Annotated in this window: 19 protein-coding genes; 13 read left to right on the top strand and 6 right to left on the bottom strand. The window is 66.4% G+C overall.

What is annotated here, in order from left to right; translation table 11 throughout:
• Window positions 1-3: 3 nt before the first annotated feature.
• Genes ACMGDH_RS15965 through ACMGDH_RS15955 form a run of 3 tightly spaced genes read left to right on the top strand, consistent with a single transcriptional unit; the run spans window position 4 to window position 5,032 of the window.
• On the top strand, window positions 4-1,509 hold the full coding sequence (locus tag ACMGDH_RS15965) for a tryptophan halogenase family protein (RefSeq protein ID WP_436828968.1): 1,506 nt from the start codon (window positions 4-6) through the stop codon (window positions 1,507-1,509).
• Window positions 1,510-1,520: 11 nt separating this feature from the next.
• Window positions 1,521-3,191, top strand: a complete 1,671-nt coding sequence (locus ACMGDH_RS15960; RefSeq protein ID WP_436828967.1) for a glycoside hydrolase family 43 protein — start codon at window positions 1,521-1,523, stop codon at window positions 3,189-3,191.
• A 2-nt stretch (window positions 3,192-3,193) separates the two neighbouring features.
• Window positions 3,194-5,032 (top strand): glycoside hydrolase family 9 protein, encoded by a 1,839-nt coding sequence (locus ACMGDH_RS15955; RefSeq protein WP_436828966.1) that lies wholly within the window; start codon window positions 3,194-3,196, stop codon window positions 5,030-5,032.
• 151 nt (window positions 5,033-5,183) lie between these two features.
• On the opposite strand, the gene ACMGDH_RS15950 is transcribed toward ACMGDH_RS15955, so the two are convergent.
• The gene (locus ACMGDH_RS15950; protein ID WP_436828965.1) at window positions 5,184-7,601 is read right to left on the bottom strand and encodes a glycoside hydrolase family 3 N-terminal domain-containing protein; all 2,418 of its coding nucleotides are present in this window, start codon (window positions 7,599-7,601) and stop codon (window positions 5,184-5,186) included.
• Window positions 7,602-7,768: 167 nt separating this feature from the next.
• On the opposite strand from ACMGDH_RS15950, the gene ACMGDH_RS15945 reads away from it, so the two are divergent.
• From ACMGDH_RS15945 to ACMGDH_RS15935, 3 genes are all read left to right on the top strand, one after another.
• On the top strand, window positions 7,769-8,875 hold the full coding sequence (locus ACMGDH_RS15945; RefSeq protein ID WP_436828964.1) for a LacI family DNA-binding transcriptional regulator: 1,107 nt from the start codon (window positions 7,769-7,771) through the stop codon (window positions 8,873-8,875).
• A 95-nt stretch (window positions 8,876-8,970) separates the two neighbouring features.
• On the top strand, window positions 8,971-10,386 hold the full coding sequence (locus tag ACMGDH_RS15940; RefSeq protein ID WP_436828963.1) for a sugar porter family MFS transporter: 1,416 nt from the start codon (window positions 8,971-8,973) through the stop codon (window positions 10,384-10,386).
• Window positions 10,387-10,532: 146 nt separating this feature from the next.
• Window positions 10,533-12,308 carry an IlvD/Edd family dehydratase gene (locus ACMGDH_RS15935; RefSeq protein WP_436828962.1) on the top strand — a complete coding sequence of 592 codons (1,776 nt, stop codon included), beginning with the start codon at window positions 10,533-10,535 and terminating at the stop codon, window positions 12,306-12,308.
• Between the two features lie 539 nt (window positions 12,309-12,847).
• Here ACMGDH_RS15935 and ACMGDH_RS15930 read toward each other — a convergent pair.
• The 4 genes from ACMGDH_RS15930 to ACMGDH_RS15915 are packed head-to-tail and all read right to left on the bottom strand — an operon-like array spanning window position 12,848 to window position 15,355.
• Window positions 12,848-13,420, bottom strand: a complete 573-nt coding sequence (locus ACMGDH_RS15930; RefSeq protein WP_436828961.1) for a MotE family protein — start codon at window positions 13,418-13,420, stop codon at window positions 12,848-12,850.
• Window positions 13,420-13,827 (bottom strand): DUF6468 domain-containing protein, encoded by a 408-nt coding sequence (locus ACMGDH_RS15925; protein ID WP_436828960.1) that lies wholly within the window; start codon window positions 13,825-13,827, stop codon window positions 13,420-13,422. The genes ACMGDH_RS15930 and ACMGDH_RS15925 overlap by 1 nt, the downstream gene beginning before the upstream one ends.
• Window positions 13,824-14,846: a flagellar motor switch protein FliM gene (gene fliM / locus ACMGDH_RS15920; RefSeq protein WP_436828959.1), complete on the bottom strand. Its 1,023-nt coding sequence runs from the start codon at window positions 14,844-14,846 to the stop codon at window positions 13,824-13,826. Before fliM ends, ACMGDH_RS15925 begins: the two co-directional genes overlap by 4 nt.
• Window positions 14,843-15,355 carry a flagellar basal body-associated FliL family protein gene (locus tag ACMGDH_RS15915; protein WP_436828958.1) on the bottom strand — a complete coding sequence of 171 codons (513 nt, stop codon included), beginning with the start codon at window positions 15,353-15,355 and terminating at the stop codon, window positions 14,843-14,845. The genes fliM and ACMGDH_RS15915 overlap by 4 nt, the downstream gene beginning before the upstream one ends.
• A 117-nt stretch (window positions 15,356-15,472) precedes the next feature.
• On the opposite strand from ACMGDH_RS15915, the gene ACMGDH_RS15910 reads away from it, so the two are divergent.
• The 7 genes from ACMGDH_RS15910 (at window position 15,473) to ACMGDH_RS15880 (ending at window position 20,296) form a co-directional block, all read left to right on the top strand.
• Window positions 15,473-16,210 carry a flagellar hook-basal body complex protein gene (locus tag ACMGDH_RS15910; protein WP_436828957.1) on the top strand — a complete coding sequence of 246 codons (738 nt, stop codon included), beginning with the start codon at window positions 15,473-15,475 and terminating at the stop codon, window positions 16,208-16,210.
• Between the two features lie 22 nt (window positions 16,211-16,232).
• On the top strand, window positions 16,233-17,015 hold the full coding sequence (gene flgG, locus ACMGDH_RS15905; RefSeq protein WP_436828956.1) for a flagellar basal-body rod protein FlgG: 783 nt from the start codon (window positions 16,233-16,235) through the stop codon (window positions 17,013-17,015).
• Window positions 17,015-17,443 (top strand): flagellar basal body P-ring formation chaperone FlgA, encoded by a 429-nt coding sequence (gene flgA / locus ACMGDH_RS15900; RefSeq protein WP_436828955.1) that lies wholly within the window; start codon window positions 17,015-17,017, stop codon window positions 17,441-17,443. The genes flgG and flgA overlap by 1 nt, the downstream gene beginning before the upstream one ends.
• 9 nt (window positions 17,444-17,452) lie before the next feature.
• A complete protein-coding gene (gene flgH, locus ACMGDH_RS15895; RefSeq protein WP_436828954.1) occupies window positions 17,453-18,202 on the top strand; it encodes a flagellar basal body L-ring protein FlgH in 750 nt (249 codons plus the stop codon).
• Window positions 18,203-18,445: 243 nt separating this feature from the next.
• On the top strand, window positions 18,446-19,321 hold the full coding sequence (locus ACMGDH_RS15890; protein ID WP_436828953.1) for a flagellin: 876 nt from the start codon (window positions 18,446-18,448) through the stop codon (window positions 19,319-19,321).
• A 219-nt stretch (window positions 19,322-19,540) separates the two neighbouring features.
• Window positions 19,541-19,855 carry a hypothetical protein gene (locus tag ACMGDH_RS15885; RefSeq protein ID WP_436828952.1) on the top strand — a complete coding sequence of 105 codons (315 nt, stop codon included), beginning with the start codon at window positions 19,541-19,543 and terminating at the stop codon, window positions 19,853-19,855.
• 102 nt (window positions 19,856-19,957) lie between these two features.
• On the top strand, window positions 19,958-20,296 hold the full coding sequence (locus ACMGDH_RS15880; protein WP_436828951.1) for a hypothetical protein: 339 nt from the start codon (window positions 19,958-19,960) through the stop codon (window positions 20,294-20,296).
• 239 nt (window positions 20,297-20,535) lie between these two features.
• Here the strand turns inward: ACMGDH_RS15880 and ACMGDH_RS15875 are convergent, their stop codons facing one another.
• A complete protein-coding gene (locus ACMGDH_RS15875; RefSeq protein ID WP_436828950.1) occupies window positions 20,536-21,195 on the bottom strand; it encodes a flagellar hook assembly protein FlgD in 660 nt (219 codons plus the stop codon).
• Window positions 21,196-21,197: the final 2 nt, after the last annotated feature.

Raw genomic sequence — 21,197 nt, 5'->3', positions numbered from 1 at the left:
CGAATGACCGACAATCGCATCCGCAGCATCGTGATCGTCGGCGGCGGCACCGCCGGATGGATGACCGCGGCCACTCTGGCGCGCATCCTGGGCCCCAATTACGCCAGCATCACCCTAGTCGAGTCCGACGAGATCGGCATCATCGGCGTGGGCGAGGCGACCATCCCGCAGATGGCGACCTTCAACCGCATGCTCGGGCTCGACGAGAACCAGTTCGTCCGTGAGACCAAGGGCAGCTTCAAGCTCGGAATCCAGTTCGTGAACTGGGGCCGGATGGGCCACACCTATTTCCACCCGTTCGGCAAGTACGGCATCGACATGCAGGGCGTGTCGTTCCACGCCTATTTCCTGCGGCTCCACCAGCGGGGTGAAGCGCCGGACGTCGATCAATTCTCGCTCCAGGCGCAGGCGGCGCGCGGCAACAAGTTCATGCGCGGGATCGATGCGGGCAATTCGCCGCTCTCCGACATCGCCTATGCCTTCCACTTCGATGCCGGTCTCTACGCCCGCTTCCTGCGCGGCTATGCGGAGGAGCGCGGCGTGGTGCGGCGCGAGGGCAAGGTCGTCGATGTGAAGCTCCGCGGCGAAGACGGCTTCGTCCAGTCGGTGGTGATGGAGAACGGCACCGAGGTCGGCGGCGACCTGTTCATCGATTGCTCGGGCTTCCGCGGGCTGATCATCGAGCAGGCCCTGAAGGCCGGCTTCACCGACTGGTCGCAGCACCTGCCGTGCGACCGCGCGATCGCGGTGCCGTGCGCGAGCGTCGACGAATGGACACCCTATACGCGTTCGACTGCGCACAAGGCCGGATGGCAATGGCGCATCCCGCTCCAGCACCGGATCGGCAACGGCCATGTCTTCAGCTCGGCGCACATGAGCGACGACGAGGCGACTGCGATCCTGCTCGCCAACCTCGACGGCGAGCCGCTCGCCGACCCGCGTACCGTGCCCTTCCGTACCGGCCACCGCAACAAGCTGTGGATCAAGAACTGCGTCGCGATGGGCCTCGCCGGCGGCTTCCTCGAGCCGCTCGAATCGACGGCGATCTGGCTCATCCAGAGCGGTCTGTCGCGCTTCCTCACGATGTTCCCGGATCGCAGTTTCAACCAGGCCGATATCGACCGATACAATCGGATCATGCTCACCGATTACGAGGAGATCCGCGACTTCCTCATTCTCCATTATCACGCCACCGAGCGCGATGACTCGCCCTTCTGGGACTATTGCCGAACGATGGAGATCCCCGAGCGGCTGGCCGAGAAGATGCGCGTGTTCCGCAGCTATGGCCGCTGCTTCCGCGAGAATGAGGAACTGTTCAACGATACGAGCTGGTTCGCGGTGATGCACGGTCAGCTGATGAAGCCGCAGGGCTTCGATCCCGTCGCCGAAGTGATGAGCCTCGATGAGACGCGCGCGCGGCTTGCGCACATCAGGAGCACGATCGCCAATTCGGCGGATTACATGCCCAAGCACCGCGATTTCATCCGCGAGAATTGCGCCGCAGCCTGAGGAGACGAATGATGCGCTGGTTTTCCCTCCTCGCCGCGATCGCGCTCGCTACGCCCGCCGCGGCGCAGCAGGCGCGGTTCGACTGGTTCGAATACCGCGGCTCCGATCCGGTCGATACGCTATTCAAGCCCGGCCCCGGCGAGTATCGCAATCCGATCCTCCAGGGCTTCTACCCCGATCCGAGCGTCACGCGGGTGGGGGAGGATTTCTACCTCGTCACGTCCACCTTCAGCTATTTCCCCGGCATACCGGTGTTCCACAGTCGCGATCTGGTCAACTGGGCCCAGATCGGCAACGCGATCGATCGCCCCAACCAGCTCGATTTCAAGAAGCTCGGCCTCTCGCGCGGGGTGTTCGCTCCGACGATCCAGGCGAAGGATGGCGTCTTCTACATCCTCAACACCTGCGTCGATTGCGGCGGCAATTTCGTGATCACGGCGAAGAACCCGGCCGGCCCCTGGTCGGATCCGATGTGGCTGCCCGATCTCGAAGGGGGGATCGACCCTTCGCTGTTCTTCGACGAGGACGGGCGGACATGGATACTCAACAACGGCCCGCCCGAGGGGAAGCCGCAATATGAGGGCCACCGCGCGATCTGGATCCAGGAGTTCGATCGCAAAACGCTCAAGACGTTCGGCCCGCGCAAGCTGCTGGTCAACGGCGGCGTCGATTTCTCGAAGAAGCCGATCTGGATCGAGGGGCCGCACATCTTCAAGAAGGATGGCTGGTATTATCTGAGCTGCGCCGAGGGCGGCACCGCCGTGGGGCACAGCCAGGTCATCCTGCGCTCGAAGAGCGTCACCGGTCCCTATGTCCCGGGCCCCGGCAATCCGATCCTCACTCAGCGTGACCTGCCCGAGGACCGCGCGCACCCGATCACGTCGGCGGGCCATGCCCAGCTCGTCACTACGCCCGATGGGAAGTGGTGGGCGACCTTCCTCGCGGTGCGGCCCTATCAGGGAGACTTTTACAACACCGGCCGCGAGACTTTCCTACTGCCGGTGACATGGGAAAACGGCTGGCCGCGGATCACGCGCCCGGGCCAGGCGATCCCCTATGTCCATAAGCGGCCTGCGCTTCCCGTCCAGCCGAAGCCCAAGCTGCCGACCAGCGGTGCCTTCACCGTGCGCGACGAGTTCGATGGCTCCACGCTGCCGCCCTATTGGATGATGCTCCGCAACCCGCGCGCGCGCTGGTACGCGCTGGAGAAGGGCACGCTGGTGCTCGACGCGCGTGCCGCGGGGCTCGGCGATAATGCCAATCCCTCGTTCCTCACGCGCCGCCAGCAGCACATCAACGCCTCTGCCGAGACGGTGGTGCGCTTTGCGCCGCAGCGCGACGGCGACCGCGCAGGTATCGTCGCGCTGCAGAGCGACGAATATTGGGCCTTCCTCGGCATCACGCGCAGGGACGGCAAGCCGGTGATCGCACTCGAATGGCGCGCCGGCCCCGATGAGCCTGCGCGCGGCGCCACCCTCGGCACGGTGCCGCTCGAAGGTAAGTCGGGCGATCCCGTGCATCTGCGCGTCACCGCGGCCGGCGACAAATATCGCTTCGCCTATGCGACCAGGCCGGGAGCATGGACCGAGATCGGCGCGATCGAGGCGACGATGCTGAGCACCAAAACCGCAGGCGGGTTCGTAGGCGCGACGTTCGGGGTGTTCGCCGGCAAGGGGGAATAGAGATGCGGAGGAGATCAATCCGCACGTTCGCGGCGGCCCCGGCAGCGCTGCTCGTTGTGGCAAGCCCCGGTGCCGCGAACCCGCCGCCGCTGCCGATCTATCTCAACCAGATCGGCTTCGAGCCCGGCAGTCCCAAGGTCGCGATCGTCCAGGGCGGTTCGGCGCCGCTCGCCTGGAAGCTCGTCGATGCGCAGGGGCGCACGCTGCTCGAAGGCAAAGCCCAGGTCTATGGCAAGGACCCGGCGTCCGGCTTCGAAATCCAGCGGATCGATTTCAGCAGCTTCCGCACGGCGGGGCAGGGCTATCGGCTGGTCGTCGCCGGATCGCAAAGCGACACCTTCGCGATCCGGGACGGGCTCTACGCCCCGCTCGCGCGCGATGCGCTCGCCTTCTTCTACCACCAGCGCGCCGGGGTGCCGATCGAGGCGCGCTTCGTTGGCACCGAATGGGCGCGGCCCGCGGGGCATCCGCGCGAAGTGGCGAAATGCTTCGCGGGCAAGGACGAGCGCGGCACCGAATGGCCTGGCTGCGCCTATACGCTCGACGTGACGGGCGGCTGGTACGATGCGGGCGACCACGGCAAATATGTCGTCAACGGCGGCATATCGCTGTGGACCTTGCTCAACGCCCACGAGACCGGTGGCGAGGTCTTCCGCGACGGTTCGCAGAAGATTCCCGAGGCCGGTAACGGGGTCAGCGACCTGCTCGACGAGGCGCGCTTCGAGATGGAGTTCCTGCTCCGCATGCAGGTGCCCGAGGGGACACGCGCCCGCGTGCCCGTAGGCCAGCCCAAGCCCGCGGCGCCCGGCCGCCCGCAATGGGAGCGCAGCCCCGCCGACTTCGCCGAGATTGACGCGAGCGGCATGGCGCACCAGAAGGTCGCCGACCGCAACTGGACCGCGCTGCCGATGCCGCCGCAGGACGATCCCGAGGAGCGGCTGCTCTATCCCCCCACCACCGCCGCGACGCTCAACCTCGCCGCAACCGCCGCACAATGCGCGCGCATCTGGCGCGGCATCGACGATGCGTTCGCCGCGCGCTGCCTCGCCGCGGCAGAGCGGGCGTGGATGGCCGCGCAGCGCAACCCGCAGGTTTTCGCCACCAACAGCTTCACCGGCAGCGGCGGCTATGGCGACGGCGATGTCTCCGACGAATTCTACTGGGCGGCCGCCGAGCTGTTCGCGACTACGGGGCAGGGCGTCTACCGTGAGGCGGTGCGCAGCTCGCCCCACTTCGCGCGGATCACCGCCGAGCCCGGCTGGCCCAGCACCGCGCCGCTGGGCACGATCACGCTCGCGACGGTGAAGACGGACCTGTCCGCCGAAGAGCTCCGGCGACTGAGTGGCGTGATTGTGGGAGCGGCGGACGCTTTCCTCGCCGACGAAAAGACCAACGGCTTCCGCATTCCCTATGGCGCGACCAACTACCCCTGGGGATCGAACTCGAACCTGCTCAACCGCGCGATGCTGCTCGCGCTGGCGCACGACTTCACCGGCGAGGCGAAGTACCGCGCCGGGGTGATCGACGCAGCCGATTATGTCCTCGGCCGCAACCCGACCGGTCATAGCTATGTAAGCGGCTATGGCGCGCGGCCGATGCGCAACCCGCACCACCGCTTCTGGGCCAAATCGCTCGACCCGAAGCTCCCCGGCCCGCCGCCGGGAGCGCTCTCGGGCGGCCCCAACACGACCGCCATGTCCGACGATGTCGCCAAGGCGATGCTGGGTAAATGCGCGCCGCAGCGCTGCTGGGCCGACGACGTGCGTTCCTATGCGCTCAACGAAGTCGCGATCAACTGGAACGCTCCGCTGGTGTGGGTGGCGGGCTGGCTGGCGGAGTAGTTGGTCCAAAATCCTCCCCCGCCAGGGGGAGGTGGCGCGCGTAGCGCGTCGGAGGGGGCGGACGGCGATCAACCGATGTCGTGCTTCCTCCCCCTCCGTCATTCCCCGCTTTCGCGGGGATTGACACCTCCCCCTGGCGGGGGAGGATTGCTCACTTCACCGTCAGCGTCACGCTCTTCAAATCCACCGAGTTCGGCCCGGCCGAGATCGTGAACGTCCCCGGCTCCACCACGCGCTTCATGTCGACGTTCCACAGCGACAGGTGGCGCGGGTTGAGCTCGAAAGTCACTGTCTTCTTCTCGCCGGGCGCCAGCGTGACGCGCTCGAACGCCTTCAGCTCCTTCACTGGCCGCGTGACGCTCGCCAGGTCGTCGCGCACATAGAGCTGCACCACTTCGTCGCCGGCCCGGGCGCCCGTGTTGGTCACGTCCACCCGCACCTTGACGTTGTTGTACCGGCCGATCGTCGGCTTCTCGAGCACCGGCGCGCCGATCTCGAACGTCGTGTACGAAAGGCCATAGCCGAACGGATAGAGCGGGCTGGTCTCCGCGAAGAGATAGCCGCGCCGCGCGCTCGGCTTGTGGTTGTAGAACATCGGCAGCTGGCCCACGTCGCGCGCGATCGTTACCGGCAGCTTGCCGCCCGGGTTGGCGCGGCCGAACACCACGTCGGCGACGGCGTTTCCGGTCTCCTGGCCCAGATACCAGCCCTCGATCAGCGCCGGTGCCTTCTCGGAGAGATATTTCACCGATAGCGGCCGGCCGTTGAGCAGCAGCACCACCACCGGCTTGCCGAGCGCGAAGATCTCCTCGGCCAGCTTGTTCTGCGGCCCGATCAGCTCGAGCGAGTTGCGGTCGCCCAGATGGTTGTCCGCCCAGGCCTCGCGGCTGAGCTGCTCGTTGTCGCCCAGCACGAGCAGAATGGTGTCGGCGTTCTTCGCGGTTTCGAGCGCCTGGGCGCGCAGCTTGTCGTTGGTCGCGTCGTCGACCAGCTCGACGGCGTCCTCCGCCCACACCCGGCTCTTCGTCAGCCGCACGCCTTCGGCATAATCGACCTCGAACTTGCCCTTGCCCTCGGCCTTCATCCCTTCGAGCACGCTCACCACGTGCCGCGGGATGTCGCTGTAGCCGCCGATCGGCGTGTCGTTCGCATGGGTGCCGATCACCGCGAGCCGCTGGATCTTCGATGTGTCGAGCGGAAGCAGCTTCTGGTCGTTCTTGAGCAGCACCATCGACTGGCGCGCAGCCTCGCGCGCCAGCGCGATCGCATCGGCCGTCTCGGTCTTCCGCGCCGCCGCCTTCGCGTCGACATAGGGATTCTCGAAAAGCCCGGCCTGGAACTTGAGCGTCAGGATGCGGCGCACCGCGTCGTCGATCTGCGCCTCGCTCACGCGGCCTTCGCGCACCAGCTTGGGAAGCAGGTCATACGCCTCGCCGTCGGGCGTCTCGAAGTCCACGGTCGCGTCCATCGCGCGAACGGCGGCGTCCTCCAGCGTGTCGAACATCTTGTGCCGCGTGTTGAGCTCGCGGATCGCGAAATAGTCGCTCAGCACCGCGCCTTTGAAGCCCCATTCCTGGCGCAGCACGTCATGGAGCAGCCAACGGTTGGCGTGGCTCGGGATGCCGTCGATCTCGTTGTACGAGGGCATCACTGCGCCGATCGGAAGCTCGGTCACGGCGCGCTCGAACGGCGGGAAGAACACTTCGCGCAGCGTGCGTTCGGAGACGGTGGCCGGGCCGATGTTGGTGCCGCTCTCGGGCTGGCCATGGCCGGTCATGTGCTTGAGCGTCACATAGACCTTGTCGCTCGCCAGCGGCAGCGTGGTGCCCTGGAAGCCGCGGATCGCCGCCAGCCCCATCTCGCCGACGAGGTGCGGGTCCTCGCCATAGGTTTCCTCGATCCGCCCCCAGCGCGGATCGCGCGCGACATCGACCACCGGCGCGAGCGCCAGGTTCGCGCCCACCGCCCGCATCTCGCGTGCCGCTACCGAGAAGATCTTCTCCACCAGCTCGGGGTTCCAGGTGCTGGCAAGGCCGATCGATTGCGGGAAGCTCGTGCGGCCGGGCGCGACATAGCCGTGCAGCGCTTCCTCATGCATGATCAGCGGGATGCCGAGCCGGGTCTTCTCCACTGCCCATTTCTGCGCCGCGTTGATGTAGCGCGCGGTATCCTCGGGCCCGCGGTTGTTCGTCCCCGGTGCGGCACCCGCGGCGGGTCCCTGGGTGATCGCGCGGCGGTCATAGGGGCGCGAGATCTGGCCGAGCCCATTGGGGAAGTTCTGGCTCGCCTTAACCGGATCGAACTCGCCCTCGGCGGTCTGGATCTTCTCCTTCTGCAGCCAGATCGCGACCATCTGCTGCACCTTCTCCTCCAGCGTCATCCGCTTGAGCAGGTCCTCGACGCGCGCGGCGACGGGTTGGGAAGCGTCCTTGTAGAGTGGTTTCTCGGCGCGGCTACCCTGCGACTGGGCAGCGGGCAGGGCGACCGGCGAAAGCGCCGCGGCGGCGACCGCGGCAAGCGCGGCGATGCGGATGTGGCGGGTCGATCCCGTCAGGCGCGAAGCAAGCACGTTTCTTTTCCTCCCCGTGTCGCGACGCCCGTGCGTCGTCGAATTATGGTAGCGCTATCACTATAGGGGCGGTCGTTCGGCGCGGTCAACCGGCGGCACTGTCCCGACGAAGCTCGTTTGCTTTCTGCAATTGTTTGTTACACCAATGCGCGCCAACGGGGAGAAGGATGAGCAGACCGAGCCGGAGAAGCCGCGGCACCGTGACGGTGCAGGATGTGGCACGCGAAGCGGGCGTATCCGCGATGACCGTCTCGCGAGTCGTCAACGGCGGGACCAATGTGCGTGAGAGCACGCGCGTCGCGGTGCTCGAGGCGATTTCGAAGCTGAACTATTCGCCCAACAGCGCCGCGCGAAGCCTTGCCGCGGGCGAGGCGACGCAGATCGGGCTGCTCTATTCGAACCCCTCCGCCGCCTATCTCTCGCAGTTCCTGATCGGCGCGCTCGCTGCCGCGCGCCGCGCCGGCTGCCACCTGGTGCTGGAGGCCTGCGAGAGCGAAGGCGCCGAGGAGCAGGCCGAGGCCACGCGGAGCTTCGCCGCCACCAGCGTCGAAGGTGTGATCCTGCCGCCGCCGCTTTCCGAATCCGCCCCCGTGCGCGCCGAGCTTGATGCTGCGGGAATTCCCTGGGTGTCGGTCGCGATGGGCCGCCCGCCCGCGCGCAGCCTCAACGTCCGCATCGACGATTTCGCCGCCGCTGCCGCGATCACGCGCCACCTGATCGATCTCGGCCATCGCAACATCGGCTTCATCCGCGGCAATCCCAACCAGACGTCGAGCGCGGAGCGCTATCGAGGCTTCGTGTCGGCGATCGAGGAGGCCGGGCTGAACGTGAAGGCGATGCCGGTGGAGCAGGGCTATTTCACCTTCCGCTCGGGTATCCTCGCCAGCGAACGGCTGCTCGACCGCGCCGATCGGCCGACTGCGATCTTCGCGAGCAACGACGACATGGCCGCCGCGGCAGTGGGCGTCGCCCACCGTAGCGGGCTGCACGTGCCGCACGACCTGAGCATCGTCGGCTTCGACGACACGTCGCTCGCCACCACCATCTGGCCCGAGCTGACGACCGTGCGCCAGCCGATCTCGGCGATGGCCGAATCCGCGCTCAACCTGCTGCTCGCCCGCATCCGCGCGCATCGCGGAGCGCAGGGTGACAAGCTGGAGGAGCAGGTGCTCGATCACGAGCTGATCCTGCGCGAATCCTCGGGCCCCCCGCGTTCGGCGAGCGAGAGCAAGCCGGTCCGCGAGGGCGGCCCGCTGCGCAAGGAGCGTCGCTGAGCGCGAGAAGGCCATTGCATTTCTTCCGCGCCCGCGCCACCGTTACCGCTAACACGACCAGCCATTCGGTCGCGGGATCAGGAGAGGACTAGGGGATGAATCAAACGGCGGAGCGGGCCAACATCGGCCTGATCAGCGCCATCGTGGCCGTGGCCACGATCGGCGGATTGCTTTTCGGATATGACAGCGGCGCCGTGAACGGCACCCAGCCGGGCCTCAAGGCGGCGTTCGCGCTCGACGACGCCGGCCTGGGCTTCACCGTCGGCTCGCTGCTGATCGGCTGCTTCATCGGCGCGTTCTTCGCCGGCACGCTCGCGGACCGCATGGGCCGCCGCAACGTGATGCGGCTCGCCGCGATCCTCTTCCTAGTCGGCGCGCTCGTTCAGGGACTTGCGCACGATCACAACATCTTCGTCATCGCCCGTATCCTGGGCGGCATGGCAGTCGGCGCCGCCTCGGTGCTCTCGCCCGCCTATATCTCCGAAGTCGCCCCCGCGAACATCCGCGGACGGATGACGACGGTGCAGCAGATCATGATCATCTCGGGCCTCACCGCCGCGTTCGTGGTCAACTATTATCTCGCCGCAGCGGCGGGCGCGTCGACCAACCTGTTCTGGGGCGGGCTCGAGGCATGGCGCTGGATGTACCTGATGCAGGCACTCCCTGCGGCGGTGTTCCTCGTGGCGCTGTTCTTCATTCCGGAGAGCCCGCGCTATCTCGTCTCCAAGGGGCGTAATGCCGAGGCGACCAATGTGCTCACCAATCTGTTCGGACCGACCGAAGCAGCCGCCAAGCTCGGCGAAATCCAGGCGAGCTTCTCGACCGATCACCGCCCGCAGCTCAGCGACGTGCTCGCCCCGGCGGGCGGCCGCGGCTTTCTCGGTATTCGCGCGATCGTCTGGGCGGGGCTGCTGCTCGCGGTGTTCCAGCAGCTCGTCGGCATCAACGTGATTTTCTATTATGGTTCGACGCTGTGGCAGGCCGCGGGCTTCAGCGAGAATGATTCGCTGCTGATCAACATCGGCTCGGGCGTCGTCTCGATCGCGGCCTGTTTCCTCACCATCGCACTGATCGATCGCATCGGCCGCAAGCCGCTGCTGCTGATCGGTTCGGCGGGGATGGCTATCACGTTGTTCGTGATGGTCTATGCCTTCAGCCAGGGCGCGTTGGTCGACGGCGCACTCGTCTTGCCGGGGCAGAACGGCCTGATCGCGGTGGTCGCGGCCAATCTCTATGTGATCTTCTTCAACGTCAGCTGGGGCCCGGTGATGTGGGTGATGCTCGGCGAGATGTTCCCGAACCAGATCCGCGGCTCGGCGCTGGCGGTGTGCGGCTTCGCCCAGTGGTTCGCCAATTATCTCATCGCGCAGGCATTCCCGATCATGCTTGCCGGCATCGGTCTCGCTGCGAGTTATTCGTTCTACGCAGTCTGCGCAGTAATCAGCTTCTTCCTGGTCCAGCGTTTCATCAACGAGACCAAGGGCAAGGAACTGGAGGCGATGGAAGGCTGAGACGATCCTCCCCGGTACGGGGAGGGGGACCGCCGCCGAAGGCGGTGGTGGAGGGGGAGTGCCCCAGACGAGTCGCTTGTGGCTGGCCCCCTCCACCAGCCTGCGGCTGGTCCCCCTCCCCGTACCGGGGAGGATCGAGAGGAAATATGACCCGAACCCCCGCCCGCCCGTTCCGCTCGCGCGAATGGTTCGCCGCGCCCGGCCGCGCCGACATGGCCGCGCTCTATCTCGAGCGGTTCATGAACTATGGCATCACGCCCGACGAGCTGCGTTCGGGCAAGCCGATCATCGGGATCGCGCAATCGGGGTCGGACATCGCGCCGTGCAACCGCATCCATCTCGAGACGGTGAAACGCGCGCGCGAAGGCATCCTCGCAGCGGGCGGCATCCCGATGGAGTTCCCGCTCCACCCGATCTTCGAGAATTGCCGCCGCCCCACCGCGGCGCTCGATCGCAACCTCGCTTATCTCGGCCTGGTCGAGATCCTCAACGGCTATCCGATCGACGCCGTCATCCTCACCACCGGCTGCGACAAGACCACGCCCAGCTCGCTGATGGCAGCCTCGACGGTCGATATCCCCGCGATCGTCCTCTCGGGTGGCCCGATGCTCGACGGCTGGCATGAAGGCGAGCTGGTCGGATCGGGCACCGTCATCTGGCGCAGCCGTCGCAAGATGGCGGCCGGCGAGATCGACGAGGCCGAGTTCCTCCGCCGCGCGATGGAAAGCGCGCCCTCCTCGGGCCATTGCAACACCATGGGCACCGCCTCGACGATGAACTCGATCGCGGAAGGGCTGGGCATGTCGCTCCCCGGCTGCGCGATGATCCCCGCACCCTACCGCGAGCGCGGCCAGATGGCGTATGAGACCGGCAAGCGCATCGTCGAGATGGCCTATGACGACCTTCGCCCGTCGAAGATCCTCAGCAAGGCGAGCTTCCTCAACGCGATCCGGCTGCTCACCGCGATCGGCGGCTCGACCAACGCCCAGCCGCATCTCAACGCCATGGCCGCGCACGCCGGCATCGAGATCACGCCCGACGACTGGCGCCTGGGCTATGATCTGCCGCTGGTCGTCAACATGCAGCCCGCCGGCGAATATCTGTCCGAGCGTTTCCACCGCGCCGGCGGCATCCCCGCGGTGCTGGCCGAGATGCTCGCCAACGGCGCGCTCGACGGCAGCGTGATGACCTGCACCGGGCGGACGCTCGCCGAGAACATCACCGCGGCGAAGGTGCTCGATCGCGACGTGATCCTCCCCTGGGATGCGCCGCTCAAGGAGAAGGCTGGCTTCCTCGTCCTCTCGGGCAACCTCTTCGACATGGCGATCATGAAGACCAGCGTGATCGGCGAGGATTTCCGCGCCCGCTATCTCTCGCGCCCGGGCGCCGAGGGCGTGTTCGAGGGCCGCGCGATCATCTTCGATGGTTCGGACGATTATCACCACCGGATCAACGATCCCGCGCTCCAGATCGACGCCAACTGCATCCTCGTGATCCGCGGATCGGGCGTGCTCGGCTGGCCGGGCTCGGCCGAGGTGGTCAATATGCAGCCCCCCGATCACCTGATCCAGCAGGGCATCATGAGCCTGCCCACGCTCGGCGACGGCCGCCAGTCGGGCACGTCGGACAGCCCCTCGATCCTCAACGCTTCGCCCGAGAGCGCGGCGGGGGGCGGGCTCTCCTGGCTGCGCACCGGCGACACGATCCGCGTCGATCTCAATACCGGCCGCTGCGACGCGCTGGTCGACGAAGCCGAGATCGCCCGCCGCAAGACCGAACCCGCCCCGCCGATCCCCGAAAGCAACACGCCATGGGAAGAGCTGTACCGTGAAAAGGTCGGCCAGCTGGCCGAAGGCGGCACGCTCGACTTCGCCCTGAAGTACCGCCGGACGAGCGAGAAGGTCCCACGGCACAATCATTAGGCTCGGTGGCGATCGCTCGTGTTATTTCTACTCCTGTTGGGAGAGCGCTTGATCTTCAATCCTCCCCCGCCAGGGGGAGGTGGCGCCGAAGGCGACGGAGGGGGAGGAAGCACGTTGGCCGATGTGTTCTGGCATCCGCCCCCTCCGTCAGCCTGCGGCTGACACCTCCCCCTGGCGAGGGAGGATTGAGTAGCGACAGCACCCGCGCCTCTCCCAGATTCCCCTAGCAAAGTAGGATTTGTTCTGCTTCCGTTCGCATATGCGCGAGCAGCAGAATCCTCCTCCCTCAATCCGGATCGCAAAGCTGTCGCGCGGCCGCCGCGTGGGCGACGCCTCGGTGCCGCGTCCGTGTAGCGTAACTGCCGCGTCGGCGGCGCGTGGGTGTAGCTTTGCTGTCGCGTGGATGCCGCGCGCGTGTAGCGTCGCTGTCGCTTCGTTGGCGCGTCGCTGTCGCTTCGGCAGAAAAACGCGTTATCGAGTCAACCAGGTCAACCGGCCGAGCCGATTGGGGGCTGGGCCCGTCTCTCGCGGCCTCCGGCTCAGCGCTTGGCACGGCTGCCCGCTCCAGGTGTCGCCGCCGGGGCAGGGGCGGCGACTGCCGCGACCCGCGCGCTCTTGCGGGCCAGCGCCATGCTCAGCGCGGCCGCGCCCTTCGGCGTCATGGCGGCAAGGATCATCGCAGTCGAACGCTCGCGCATCCGCTGGGCGACCTTCATCTGCACTTCCATGTCGAGCTGTTCGAAGACTACCGCGGCGGCCTTGGGCTTCATCGCCTGATAGATGCGTGCGAGTTCGTCGAACTGCGCCTCCGGGGCCTCGGCAGGGCCGGCAGCCGGGGCCCCGGACACGGTCGCGGCCTGCTGCTGGCGTGCCTGCATGTCGGCCTGGAGCCGCGCCTCGGCAGCCTTGGCAGCCTGTTCGCGCAGGTCGAGCGCGCGCTTGCGGCGTGCAGCCTCGGCATCGCGGGCGTTCAGGTCCTGCTCGATCGAGCTGCCGAGCCGGGTCTTGGGCGCCTTGTCCTGCGCATCGGGCGCAGCGAGCGTGGCGGCATTGGCGACGACCGCGAGCGCCGAAGCGGCAGCCGTCATCAAAAGAAGCGAAGGGCGCTTCATCACGCCGCCTCGGCCTGGCGCTGCACGTTGGCGGCGGCGTCCTCGGTCTCATCTTCCGCTTCAGCGCCATCCGCGCCCGCCGCCCGCAGCGCATTGGCGAGGCTGACGGCGTTGACGATGCGCTCGCACGCGCCGTCTGCGATGCCGGTCATCAGCTGCAATTCGTCGCGAAGCTCGCGTGCCTGCTCGACGAGCCGGGCATGCTGGGCGCAATCGGTGCCGAGCGTCGCCTTCATGTCCGAAAGCACGGCGCGCGCGCCGGTCGTGGCCTTTTCGAGCGCGGCGACGACGTCGGTCAGCGCGCCGTCCTTCACGGTGCGCAGGCTCCGCATCATCCGCACGCTCTGCACGAGCACGGCCATGCAGAAGATCATGGTCAGCGCATTGGCGACAATCGCGAGGCTCATTTCTTCTTTCCCTTGGAAACGTCGGTGAGGAGGCGCACGGCAACCTTGCCGCAGCGCTGGCCGATCTGGCCGCGGGCGAGCGTCACGCCGCCGCACGCGATGTCGAGCGGGTCGTCGGGGCCCTTGTGGAGCGCGATGGTCTGGCCGATCTCCAGCGCGCGCAGCGTCGCGAGCGGCATTGCCTTTTCGCCGAGCAGCACGTTCACCGTCACGTTGGTCTTGCGGATCTCGGAGGCCATGTGCGCCTCCCAGATGCTGTCGCGGCCGCTCTTCTCGCCCATGAAGCGCTGGAGCAGCTTGTCGCGCACCGGCTCGAGCGTCGCATATGGGAAGACCAGTGTGAACTGGCCGCCACGCCCGTCCATGTCGACGCGGAAGGTGGCGACTGCGCAGATGTTCGACGTGCCGGCGATCGCCGCGAAGCGCGGGTTGGTCTCGATCCGTTCGAGGTCGATGTGAATCGGCTCGATCGGCTCGAACGCCGTCGCGAAATCGTCGAGTGCGAGGGTGAGCATCCGCGAGACCAGCCCGGTCTCGATCGTGGTGAAGGCGCGGCCGTCGATCGTCACGGGGTTGCCGCCACCACGCCCGCCGAGCAGCGCATCCACGACGGCGTAGATCAGGCTCGATTCGACCGTGACCAGCCCGTAACTCTCCCACTCCTGCACCTTGAACACGCCGATCATCGCCGGGAGCGAGACGCGGTTCATGAATTCGCCGAAGCGGGTGGAGGTGACTTCCTCCAGGCTCACGTCGATCGCGTCGGAAGTGAGGTTGCGCATCGAGCTGGCGAAGGCGCGGACCACGCGGTCGCACACCACTTCCAGCATCGGCAGGCGCTCGTGGCTGATCACCTTGGATTCGAGGACGGCGCGCAGGCCCTTCTTTTTCTCGACCGGGCCGCCAAAGTCGCCGAACAGCGCGTCGATGTCCGCCTGGTCGAAGCGGATGTCTCCGTCACCACCGCCGACCGGCGCCACGGGCGGTTCGGGAAGGTCGAAGTCTTCGAGGTCGATCATTGCTGGACCAGGTCCTGGATGAGAACTTCCTTGATCATGCCGCTGCCGGCGATCTGGGTCGCGCGGACCAGCAGCTCTTCCTTGATGCGGAACACCGCCGCCGATCCGGCCAGGTCCTCCGGTCGCAGCTCGCGGAGGAAGGGCTGGTAGGAATCGAGGATCGCGGGAAGCTTGGCCTTGAGCGTCTCGTTGGTCGCGTTGGGACCGCGCGCCAGCATGATGTGGACCTTCAGGAAGCGCGCCTGACCGTCGGGCGAGCGCAGGTTCACCACGATCGGGGGGACGTCGAAATAGGCATTCGCGCCCACCTCGCCGCCATGGCTCTCGCTCTCCGTGCTTTCGGTCTCGGCATGGGCCTGGTTCCCGCCGGCGAAGAGGAAGAAGGCGCCACCGCCGCCGCCCAGCAGCAGCACCGCTGCCGCACCGGCGATGAGAAGCTTCTTCTTCGACTTCGGCTCGGCCGCGGACGCTTCGGCGTCCGGACCCACTTCGACGATTTCGGCCGACATTCCCCTGGCACCTTTCGAATTCATCGCGTCCGGCACCCCGCCGGCTGATTTCTTCCTATTATAGAGGCGTCACCCGGCAATTTCTGCCTAGCGACAAATTTCTGAAGGGACCGTCCGGTGGACATCTCGTCTTATGTATTGCTGAGCCAGGAACAGGCGCTGCGGCGCCGGCTCGACGTGGCTGCGAACAACCTGGCCAACATGAATACGGTGGGGTTCAAGCGCGAACAGCCCGTGTTCCGCGAATATGTGGAGCAGGGCGATACGTCGATCGAACCCGCGAAGAAGACATCCTACGTGCTCGATTACGGCGCGGTGCACGATGCCGCGGCGGGCGCGTTCCAAGTGACCGAAAACCCGCTCGACGTGATGATCGAGGGGCCGGGTTATCTGAGCGTCGAGGCGCCAGGCGGTGGCACTGCCTACACGCGCGCCGGCTATATCAAGGTGCTCCAGAGCGGCGAGCTCGCCACGTCGGGCGGTCAGCGGATCCTGGGCGAGGGCGGCAGGCCGATCGCGGTGCCGCCCGAAAGCGCGGGCCGCCTCAGCGTCATGAGCGACGGCACCGTGATGGGCCCGGATGGCCCGCTCGGCCGCATCACCGTGACGGTGTTCGACGAAGCGAATGTCGATCCGCGCGGCGACGGGCTGATGAATGCTGCGAACGGCCGCGAGCTCACCGCCGCCGAGACCAGGCTGCGCACCGGCGGCGTCGAAGGATCGAACGTCAACGCGATAGTGGAGACCACCGACATGGTGGAGATCCTGCGCGCCTATCAGACGAGCAAGAATTTGAGCGAGGGCCTCTCCGATCTGCGCAAGCGCGCAATCGATCGGCTCGGCCGCGTCAGCTGAACTTTCCAGAAAGGATTAACCCATGCGTTCGCTCTCTATCGCCTCGACCGGCATGCTCGCGCAGCAGACCAACGTCGATGTCATCTCGAACAACATCGCCAACATGAATACCACGGGCTTCAAGCGCCAGCGTGCGGAGTTCCAGGATCTGCTCTACGAGCAGATCGAGCGCCCCGGCACCGCCACCGGTCCCGAGACGCGCTCGCCTTCGGGCATCCAGATCGGTGCGGGCGTGAAGACCGGCGGCGTTTATCGCATCCAGCAGCAGGGTGCGCTCCAGCAGACCGACAACCGCTACGACGTTGCGGTCACCGGCCGCGGCTATTTCCAGATCCTGCTGCCCTCGGGCGACACGGCTTACACGCGGGACGGCTCGTTCGGCGTCTCGGATCAGGGCGAGCTGGTGACGCAGGACGGCTTCCAGGTTCAGCCGGGCATCGCCATCCCGCAGGGCGCGCTCGACGTGACGATCTCGAAGACCGGCGAGGTCCAGGTGATCGTCGCGGGCGATCCCCAGCCGCAGACGATCGGCCAGCTCGAGCTCGCGACCTTCATGAACGACGCCGGGCTCGAGGCGAAGGGCGACAATCTGTTCCTCGAGACCGCGGCCTCGGGTCAGCCGACGATCGCCAACCCCGGCGAGCCGGGCTTCGGCACGCTGAGCCAGGGCTTCATCGAGGGTTCGAACGTCAATGCGGTGGCCGAAATCACGGCGCTGATCACCGCGCAGCGCGCCTATGAGATGAACAGCCGGGTCGTGAAAACCGCCGACGAAATGCTGGCGACGACCAGCCAGCTGCGCTGATGAGCGCGCTGCTCGCACTGGCGCTGCTCGGCGCTGGCGTGGCCGAGGATGTGCCGGTGGCCGTCCTCGCGCACCCGGTCGAGAAGGGCACCCGGCTCGAGGCTGCGGATTTCGCAGTCGAGCCGCGTGCACTGGCCTCCGCGCGGGGCGCGCTGCGCGCCGAGGACGCCGCGGGCATGGAGGCATCGCGCCGGCTTGCGGCCGGGGCGATCGTCCGCCGGTCGGACGTGATGCAGCCGCAGCTCGTCCGCCGCGGCGAGCCGGTGACGATCCGCATCGTCAGCGGATCGCTGGTGATCACCACGGGCGGCCGCGCGCTCGGCAGCGGCGGGCAGGGAGAGATGGTGCGCGTTGTGGCCAACGCCACCAGCCGCACGCTCGACGGAATTGTGGATGGCTCCGGCACCGTCCGGGTCGCCGCCCCCTAGGAGAATTTCATGCGTAGGATCATCCTTCTCGCGGCGCTTGGCGCCATGCTGTCCGGCTGCGGCGCAGTCGGGCGGCTCCAGCAGGTCGGCAAGGCCCCGAAGCTTTCGGAGATTACGCCGATCGACACGCCCGAGCTCGAGGCCTCGCTCTCGGCCCCCGCCGACCGCGGCAACCGTGCCGGCGCGGCCCAGCCGCAGCAGCCGGCGCAGAGCGCGTCGCTGTTCCGCACCGGTGCCGGCGCCTTCTTCCGCGATCAGCGCGCGACGCGGCAGGGGGACATCCTGACGATCAAGATCAACATCCAGGACAAGGCGGACATCGGCAACAACACCTCGCGCACGCGCGGCGGTTCGGAAAGCGGTGGCGTTGGTGAGCTCCTGGGTATCAGCCCGGTCGCCAAGCTCGTCGGCGACGACGCGGCCAAGGTGTTCGAGACTGACTCTGCGTCGCGATACACCGGCGGCGGCACCACCGCGCGCTCGGAGACGATCAACATGACGATGGCGGCGATCGTCACGCAGGTGCTGCCCAATGGCAACATGATGATCCGCGGGCGCCAGGAAGTGCGCGTCAACTTCGAGATGCGCGAGCTGATCGTCACCGGCATCATCCGGCCCGAGGACATCGCCCGAGACAATTCGATCCAGCATTCGCAGATTGCCGAGGCGCGCGTGATCTACGGCGGCAAGGGCCAGCTCACCGAAGCGCAGCAGGCGCGCTGGGGGCAGCAGATCTACGACGCGCTCTTCCCCTTCTGATCGCGCGCGAACGCTTCGTTCACACGGGCCGGGGTCTCCGTTCGGAGGTTCCGGCCTTTGCCGTTCCGGCGGGCTGAGTCGGGAGTTAACGACACGCTAACCATCAAAATTCGCAGGGAAATTTTGGTCACCCTGCAATCCTTCCCATGATGAATTTGCGGGGCATGCAAGGACGCCTCGTCGAGGATCGGCGTCTCCGGTCCGGGCCGCAGAAGCGGCTTCAGATCCAAGAAGGAATTGAACATGGGATTCTCGGTTAACACCAATGTCGGCGCGATGGCGGCTCTTCAGAGCCTCAACGAGACGAACAAGGGCCTGGCGACCACGCAGAGCCGCATCAACACCGGCCTGAATGTCGCTTCGACCAAGGACGACTCGGCGTCGTACACGATTGCCCAGACCCTTCGTGGCGAGATGGGCGGCCTGAAGGCCGTCAGCTCGTCGCTCAGCCGCGCCAAGAGCACGGTTGACGTCGCGGTTGCGGGTGGCGAGCAGATCTCGGACATCCTCAACCAGATGAAGGCAAAGGCGACCGAGGCTTCGGACGCGGGCGTGGACGAAGAGAGCCGCAAGGCGATTGCGAAGGACTTCGTTGCTCTTCGCGATCAGATCAAGACGATCATCGATTCGTCCGAGTTCAACGGCACGAACCTGCTCAAGGCGAGTGGCGGTGACGTGAAGGCGCTGCAGTCGACGGATACGACTGCTTCGACCCTCGACGTCGCCAACATCGACATGAGCACGAACGTTCTCGACGCACTCGACGCCCTCGATGCCAACGATGCCGCTGTTGTCTTCGCTGACGACGGCGACACCAGCAACGGCATGGAAGGCGCGGCTCTCGCCAAGACGATGGTGACTACGCTCGAGACGCTTTCGGAGACCGTCAACAGCAACCTCAGCACGCTGGGCGCCGCTTCGCGCAAGATCGACGGTCAGTCGACCTTCGTGAGCAAGCTGTCGGACGTGATCGAGAGCGGCATCGGCAATCTCGTCGATGCGGACCTCGCCAAGGAGTCTGCGCGCTTGCAGGCCCTGCAGGTCAAGCAGCAGCTCGGTGTTCAGGCTCTGTCGATCGCCAACCAGGCGCCGCAGACGATCACTTCGCTGTTCCGTTAAGACTCACGCTTTTCCCTGGAAGCGTGGTTCTGACAGGAGGCCGGGATGGACACCATCCCGGCCTCTTTTTTTGTCGATCCCCGCGCGGAATGGTTGATCTTTCTATAATGATCTAAGAACAGGAGAACTGGATTGTTTCCGCGTATCAGAGAAATCACTGACGCTTTCGGGGGACGGCTGCGGGTGAGCGTGGAGGAACATCCTTCAGGGGCGCTGATTGTGCTCGAACGCCCCGATCTGGGCGGCAAGCCCCGCGTGCTCCTCGATGGTTACGGCGTCGACGTGCTCTCCGGATACATCATGTCCGCGCGGCTATCGGTTCCCCATTCGCTGCCCGAAGAGCATGTCGAAGGCATTTTCACCACGCGTTTCGAGCTCGGGCTCGAGCCAGCGGCGACGCTGCGGCTCGCCCAGTCGGACTGCACTGTTCTGGATATCCCCGCACCTTTCTGGGACCGGCTCTATGCCGAGCTGTGCCTGGTTTCGGCGCATGCCCGCGAACTCGGCCGCAGAGCCGAGGCAAGGGTGCACTGATGGAAAAACGCCGCGTAAGGGCAAACCCTGAATTCGCCCGAACGCATGTTTGCGGCATTCGGCGCGGCGAGCTATCGGCCAACAGAGAAGGGCTTCGCACCAATGAATTCCCGGGAACAGGCTCTCTCCGATACTTCGGTTAGCTTCACCGCGACGCTGACGCTCAAGGTCGATGATGCAGAGAAACTCTGGATCGCTGCCGCCGAGCGAGCCCTTGCCTTCCCGGGCATGACTCTCGCCGATGTCCTGGATACGATCGGCCCGCGCGAGGATCCCTCGATCTCCGATTGCATCGCCATGCTCACGGCTCCGGCAGACCTGCCCGGCTGCCTGCTCGACACCTTTGCAGTGCGCGAGACTGCGGCGCCGGTGTCGCTTGGGACACAGTTCATGCAGATGCCGGAACGGTCGCTGACGCTGCTTCCCGCAGCCAACGGCTGATTGGCCTCAGGCTTCCGCTCCGCAAGGCACCATTTCTCGATTTCGCCGATGTTCGCGCTTGATATCGCGCGTTCGGGCTATCTAGAGTTTGACCCACCCGAGTTGAAGCAAGCGGTTCCCCGGCGAAGGCCGGGGCCTAGTTGCAATGTCGCCGACGAAGCGCGGCGCGCTCTCGATACCGCGACGATACTGGGCCCCGGCCTTCGCCGGGGAACCGCTTCAAATCAACAAATCCGATTCTAGGCGCCGATGCGCACCAGGTCGTCCGTCGACACCTTCTCGCCGTTGACGGTGAGCGTGACGCTGCCGTTCGCGAGCTGCACATCGCTCACCACGCCGATGGCGTGGGCGGTCACTGGCACTTCGGTACCCGAGGCATCCTTGGCGACGAGCTCGATCGTATAGCTGCCGGGCCCCATTTCCTTGCCGGTGCTCGTCGCTCCATCCCACTGCAACGCCCCCGAGGCGCCGCTGGCTTCGATCACCCGCGTATCGACCACGCGGCCGTTGGCGTCCTTGATCGTCGCGGTCAGCGTCGCGACGCTGCGGTCGGCTTCCCAGCTCCACTGCGCCGGAACCTCGGCGGTGAGGCCCGCGGTGGCGGAATCCGACTCCACGAGCTTGCCGAGCAGCGACGAGGCCTGGGTGAGGTTCTGCGTTCCCAGGCTCGCGAGGATCGAGCGCAGCGTCGCAGTCTGCTCGATCGACTGCTCGACCTGCGAATATTGCACCAGCTGCTGCGTATATTCCGACGTGTCCATCGGATCGAGTGGGTCCTGGTTCTGCATCTGCGCGGTGAGCAGCTTCAGGAACATGTCGAAGTCGGCGTTGAGCTTCGATACGGCGCCGTTGGCGGTTGCGTCCGCAAGCGTATTCGAAGTGGAGGAAACGGTCGTCATTG

The organism is Sphingomonas radicis, assembly GCF_051400635.1.
Taxonomy (GTDB): domain Bacteria; phylum Pseudomonadota; class Alphaproteobacteria; order Sphingomonadales; family Sphingomonadaceae; genus Sphingomonas.
The sequence above is the reverse complement of the archived record's forward strand: the minus strand, read 5'-3'. Positions and strand labels throughout refer to the sequence as shown.